Here is a 5401-nt window from a genome sequence, read left to right as displayed (position 1 = left end):
TGTCGTGGTACTCTTGATTGTCTTCGCCTTCGCCGCAGGTAAAAAAGGCGCCAAGCAGGCTATTGCGGATAGTAAGAGGTTTGTGCAGCGGGTAGGAGGAGAGAGACGCTTCGTGAAAAGGAGGGTGTGAAAATGCCCTCGCTAAAATACATGGCACAGCAGGCCAAGTCTGCTGCCTACGTTGAAACGCTGAAAAAGCTGCTTGACGAGTTTGAAGTAGGGGGAGAAACACTGGCTACAGTACTCGACCCGGCCATAAGCACCTGCGCAAAGCTAGCGAAAAACAAGAACGACTTCGTGACCTGCTTACGCGAGATAGCGGACACTTTGAAGCAAACCGCATCAAAAGTAAAGTAAAAATAATTTTTTTTATTATTAATATTTTACTACTTTCTCTTTTTTATGAAGCGGTACTGCGTTTCCTTCCCCTCCCAGAGGGTTTCCTTTCCTTCTCTCACGTGCCGCACGAAACGTAACCCCTCTACCTCCCAGTCTGGTGTCTCCGCTTCTTCCTTTTTCTCTTCTCCTTTTCTTTTCACGAAGAGTGGCTCCTTTGGCTCAAGCTTTAGCCCGCGCCACCTCCATATCCGCGGCAGTCTTTCACCTCTCTCTTTCTTCTCCGCTTCCCTCTCCCTCTTCGTGCTGGTGTACTCTTTCACCTGCTCTGAGAGTATGACTGTCGTGTTTAACGCCATGTGCCAGAAGATAGCTACCGCACCGGCGCCTGCAGTCCAGAGCTGGAGGTAGAAGTATCCGCTGGGAAGGTAGTAAAGTAGTGAGGTTGCAGTAGCTGCTACTTTCTTCCAGGTTTCAACGCCGGCTAGGTAACGTAGTTGCCACGCCGGGTGCATGAGCGCCCATATCACAGTTCCAAGCCAGGCTCCCGGCTGTCCGAGCAGCATTAGCGGCAGTCCGCGAAACGTCAGCTCCTCAAAGAAAGGGTAGAAGAGACCGGTGAGAGTGAGGCTCTGCAGGGCGTCTTCGAAGCTAGCCCCGTAGATGTAGTAGTCCACGCCTATGAGTTTGTCGAGCATGAGCCGGAGCACGGCCGGTGCTAGCACAAACAGTATGAACCCCGGTATGCTCCCCGCTATCTGCTCGATCATTTAGCAACCCCCTTTCTCACACTCGGTTTTCAACCCTTATTTTTGTCCCTTCCTTTACCGCTTTTATCTCTAAGCTATTGAGAGAAGCTGCACTGCTTCTAGCGACGATCTCCTCCAGCTTGTTGAGGAGCATCTTATAGTGGAATTTGCAGAGCCAGTACAACTTTCCCTCCATTTCAATGGCGCACCACACCGGTGCGCCATCACCGTAACTACAGGTAGGCTCTCGTGCCACAGCTGATTGGCTAGCGACAAATATATAGCTTCACTCCTTCTCACTCTCATGTGAGCGAGAAGGAGGTAAAGAAAATACTGGATTCAATCAAATTGGTTGCCCCAGTACACCTGTTCCATACACGCGGTCGTGATTGGGCAGTCTACGTACCTTACCGCTATGCCCGGGTGATCGGGTTGCAGCCCGGGCAGAGGTATGAGATAAGGGAGGGGGATGAGTACGTCCTTTACATTCCCTCTCTCAACGGGAGGGGGAGGCGGGTGCGCAGGATTGCGCGGAAGCATTGCGCCCTTCCGGTTCCACGCTCCTTCGCTGCAAAAGCAAAAAGCGATTACCTTCGCCTTGTAGCACTCGAAGGAGGAGTGCTTCTGCTAGAAACGTTTAAGCCCCTCGATCCGCTCTTCACTAGTAGGAGAAGAGGGAAGCCAGTTGAAGGCAAAGAGGAAGATGAGGGGGGCACCGGTTCCCCGTTTTCTTTCGACAGTGATGTTCACGTTCTTGTACCTAAGCTGGAGCTGGTGCACCAGGAATGAAACCTTCCTCTGGTCGAAGAGCCGAACGCGGAGCAGCCAGTAGTCCTTGAACGTGATTATCTTGTCCAGGATGGGGAGGGCCCACTCGAGGTTGTACTTATTGCTGAGCGAGAGATAGAAGAGAGTGTTGCCTCCCGTGCTGTAGCTGTCCACAATGGATAGCGGATCCTTCGATACGAACTCCACGTCGCGCAGCCTGCTAGCCACCTCGAGGATGGTTGAGACGGCGTCCGCGTACTTGTACTTCTGCGGGTTAGCGTGGAGAGCGTAGAACACCAGCGAGGCGACCACTATGCTGCTCAAGCCTCGCAGCTTGGCCTCCTTCAGAAGGTCTTTGGCTATGGAAACCAACTCTCTGGAAGCCGGTAGAAGGGCGAGAAGCGCTATCACACTACCCGACTCCCTTTGCGCCTCCGAGACGAGAGCCTGCAGAACGCCGTTCACATCGTTCACCACTATGCGCTTGAACCTGCTCCGAGGAGCGAACTGCGCTAGAACGGCAGCTCCATCCAAGACCTCTACCAGCGTGCCCTCTCTCACGGGCGCTTTTGCCGCAATAGAGACGAGCGTCTTCGCCACTATCCAGTCATCGAGGGAAAACACGGGTGCGGAGGTGGAGTACCCTTTCACCAGCTCGAGCGCGGACTTGTAGAAATCCCTTAAACCTTCCGCTTTCTCCTCAGCTTCTCCCTCCGGTCTGCTCGGCGCTTGCTCCTCTCTCTCCAGCTTTCTCAACTGCTCTTGGAGCTCGGATAGTAGTTGCCGGATCTCCGACACGGGAAGAGAAGAGAAAAAGGAGATATATTTTACGCGTGAGGTTAGAACCTCAGGAGAGCTTCCACTCTTTCCAGCGTTGAGGAAATGCTCAACTCTCTCGCAGCCTCTCCGAACTCTTCAACCATTGCTAGGAGCCTACCCTTCAACCCCCTCACCACCTCATACACCCGGGCTTTCACCGTGACCGGAGTGCCTAGGAACATGACGCCCTTCCGGATGGAGTAACCCCGCTTCTTCATCTCGTACTTGACGGCCATCCGCAAGTAGTCGAGCAGGTCGGTTGACGAAAGCACCCTCCGCGCATCTTCCGCGTTCCCAGTTTTGATCAAACCAGTGATGAGCGTGAGCGCGTTGGAGAGCCGCGTTTCATCGTCTATCCGTAGCTTGAAACCATCGTCTATTCGTAGCTTGAAACTGTTGAGATGCTTGAAGGCTATGAGCAGTATGTTGTCGCGCGGCTCCAAGCGTGAGAGACTGTTTCTGAAATCCTCCAATGATGAAGAGAAAGGATCTACGTGGAGCTCCTCCCTCACCCTCCTCCTAGCGTCTTCGATATCCTCTATGATCATGGACAGCTTCTTCTCCCGTGGTGCGATCTGGTACTCGAGCAGCCGGCGCACATTAGCATCAACATAGAGACGCTCAAAGTCTCCTCCCCGCAGCACGATTCCGGAGACAGGAACGTATCTGTTCGCTATCGGGCTTATAGTGCCGTCCTTGTCTACCTTCAGAGCTGGGATGCTGGGCAACCGCTTCCCTCCCTTTCCGTAGCAGATTATGTAAAGCGTCGCTTGCGGCGCTAGGCCCTTCACCTTCTCGAAGACCTCCAGCCACGGCTTTACGACGTTCTCGATCTTTCGCCTAGGCGTCCGCTCGAAGAACGCCTCAAGGAACGCGTCAAGCGGGTCGAGCTGCTTCGGCTTTACTGGCTTCCTCCTCTTCCGTTCGAGATCCTCGATCCTTCGCATGGATTCGTTAAAGTAAATTGAGAATGCGTGCGCTGCAGCAATGAAGCCGGAGGTAGAGAGAAGAGAGAGGTCTATCTCTGGTGGTGGGGAACGAGGTAGATAACGCGTAACTGATCTCGGTAGCGATAAGCGGTGCACCAGCATCCTGAAGCTGTAGCGGGCAACCACCACGGCTAGCTGCGTTACTAACTCACGCTTGACCCCGTACCTGTACCAGTCGATGAAAGCCATGATCCCTTTCGGAGAGAAGATCGCCAGGCGTGGGATGAAAATAGTGTAGTACCTGCTACATCTGAGCAGCTCCTCCTCCGACGGGAGCTGCGGTATCGGAAAGACCTTCACCATCGGCTCGAAGCCCATTTGCCCACTCGTCACCTCGATTATAGCGTCACGGTCTACAATGATTGCGCGCCCCCCTTCCTGAAGCACCCTATTGACTATGCGAGCGACTTCGCCACGCTCGTCCTCCACCTCAAGAGAAGTAATGCACCTCTCTCCCAGGGCCTCTGCAAGCTGTTTCCTCTCATCTACCAGTTGAACGCTGAAAGACCCGTTGTGCCATTCGATTGAAACGCGCCGGGCAACCTTGTAACGGTCTACTGTAGCGCGCGCTACCGTAATCTTCACTCCTCCAATACGCCTCTCGAAGAAGGAAACCGCATTCGCCAGTTCCTCCTTCTTGATCTTCCCTTCGCAAAGCATGTGAAGGTGAGTGCACTCGGCCAACGCAAACTTTCGCTCCGGAACTACCTTCTTCACCCGGATTTTCACGTAGCACTCCAGCAGCTCCGGTAGCCTGTCTCCAGTAAGCGCGCATGTCTCCTGGACAGCTTTTTCAAAGTCGCTGTACATCACGTTAGTCAAGATTATGAGGAAACCGCGACACGCCAGCGCCACGTTCCCCTTGCTCGCCATCAGGAACTCCTTGATCTGAGAGCGGTTCAGCACGTAGTGCTCCCCCTCCTTCAGCTGCGGGAGGGGGGCCGGTTTACGATTGAAAGGTACTAGTAACCCCGGGACTGAAAGGAAACCCCTCAGCACAGATACAATATCTGTCATAGCGTAACACCCTTCAGCAGTACTTCCAACTCCTCCAGCTTTGAAAGCAAACCTAGGATCTTCTCCCTCCGCTCCTCTATCTTCCTCCTTAGATCGGCAAGGAAATCGACTCCTTGTCGTTTAAGGAGGCACCAGAGCAGGAAAATGGCTGCCAGCTCTCCAAGGTTGTTCGATTCTAACACATAGGAGAAGCCATAATCGTCATCTCCCGTTTCCTTGATGACCACAAAGAGAACCGACCCTTTCTCATCGTTCACTTCTATCCCCACTCTTATAAAACGAGCCTGCCGGGGAAAGTCCTCCACGTCCTCGAAGCCACCACCTATGAGCATTACTAGCTCCTCTGGTAGCTCCACGTTGACCTCGTAATCAATCTTGATTGGAATTGGGGGAAGTTGAATCCAAACATTCTCCTTGAGCAGCTGCTCAAATGCATGTAAAGAGTTGATCACCCACTCCGGCGCCGCTTCCTCTAGCTCTTTCATCGCAGCCAGAAAAGCTTTCATCTCTTTCCTTTCCATCCCAATCATGGAAGAACACCCATCTTCTCCCGGATTTGGAAAAAGCATGTAGTAACCCACCGGTTAGAACTGTCGTACTGCTTCAACGCGTGAAGGAGGCATCGTTCGCTTCAACCTCTCAAGGAAGCGTTGATCGTTGGTGTACTTTTCCGCTAGGGCTAAGTACTCGCTTAGTGTGCGCCGTCTCTCTTCGAGATCGATC

The 5401-nt window shown here is 53.2% G+C and carries 6 protein-coding genes; 1 reads left to right on the top strand and 5 read right to left on the bottom strand.

Annotated features, from left to right (window positions below; genetic code table 11):
* Positions 1-132 precede the first annotated feature (132 nt).
* The gene (locus QXU97_06210; GenBank protein ID MEM4036182.1) at positions 133-357 is read left to right on the top strand and encodes a hypothetical protein; all 225 of its coding nucleotides are present in this window, start codon (positions 133-135) and stop codon (positions 355-357) included.
* Between the two features lie 29 nt (positions 358-386).
* Here QXU97_06210 and QXU97_06205 read toward each other — a convergent pair whose 3' ends face one another.
* The 5 genes from QXU97_06205 to QXU97_06185 all read right to left on the bottom strand — a co-directional run bounded on the left by QXU97_06205 (position 387) and on the right by QXU97_06185 (position 5259).
* Positions 387-1106: a CPBP family glutamic-type intramembrane protease gene (locus QXU97_06205; GenBank protein MEM4036181.1), complete on the bottom strand. Its 720-nt coding sequence runs from the start codon at positions 1104-1106 to the stop codon at positions 387-389.
* Positions 1107-1122: 16 nt separating this feature from the next.
* The gene (locus QXU97_06200; GenBank protein MEM4036180.1) at positions 1123-1299 is read right to left on the bottom strand and encodes a hypothetical protein; all 177 of its coding nucleotides are present in this window, start codon (positions 1297-1299) and stop codon (positions 1123-1125) included.
* Between the two features lie 413 nt (positions 1300-1712).
* Positions 1713-2609 (bottom strand): hypothetical protein, encoded by an 897-nt coding sequence (locus tag QXU97_06195; GenBank protein MEM4036179.1) that lies wholly within the window; start codon positions 2607-2609, stop codon positions 1713-1715.
* An 83-nt stretch (positions 2610-2692) separates the two neighbouring features.
* Complete coding sequence (locus QXU97_06190) at positions 2693-4678, bottom strand: hypothetical protein (protein MEM4036178.1); 1986 nt, start codon at positions 4676-4678, stop codon at positions 2693-2695.
* A complete protein-coding gene (locus QXU97_06185) occupies positions 4675-5259 on the bottom strand; it encodes a hypothetical protein (GenBank protein ID MEM4036177.1) in 585 nt (194 codons plus the stop codon). Before QXU97_06185 ends, QXU97_06190 begins: the two co-directional genes overlap by 4 nt.
* Positions 5260-5401 lie beyond the last annotated feature (142 nt).

The sequence above is a fragment of the Fervidicoccaceae archaeon genome, from assembly GCA_038878695.1.
Lineage (GTDB): Archaea > Thermoproteota > Thermoprotei_A > Sulfolobales > Fervidicoccaceae > JAVZVD01.
The sequence above is the reverse complement of the archived record's forward strand: the minus strand, read 5'-3'. Positions and strand labels throughout refer to the sequence as shown.